This window comes from Pseudoalteromonas aliena, from assembly GCF_038155085.1.
GTDB lineage: Bacteria > Pseudomonadota > Gammaproteobacteria > Enterobacterales > Alteromonadaceae > Pseudoalteromonas > Pseudoalteromonas aliena_A.
Map to the genome: position 1 here is coordinate 1 of NZ_JBAKAU010000184.1, position 219 is coordinate 219.

Here is a 219-nt window from a genome sequence, read left to right on the forward strand (position 1 = left end):
ATTAAAGTAGGCGCGCTTGCTCAAGGTACTATTTCGTATACAGTAAGCCCTGTTCATACACTTGATTTGTGGCTGACTCTTGCTAAGCAACTAGAAGATTTAGGCTGTCATTCTATTTGTATTAAAGACTTGGCGGGTTTATTAAAGCCGTTCGATGCTGAAAAGCTAATTAAAGCACTTTAAGAAACGGTATCAATTCCTATTGCTATGCAGTGCCAT

Annotated in this window: 1 pseudogene; it reads left to right on the top strand. The window is 38.8% G+C overall.

The window, feature by feature from the left end:
• Positions 1-180, top strand: a pseudogene (locus V6260_RS19035) (oxaloacetate decarboxylase); the annotation flags it as partial.
• Positions 181-219: the final 39 nt, after the last annotated feature.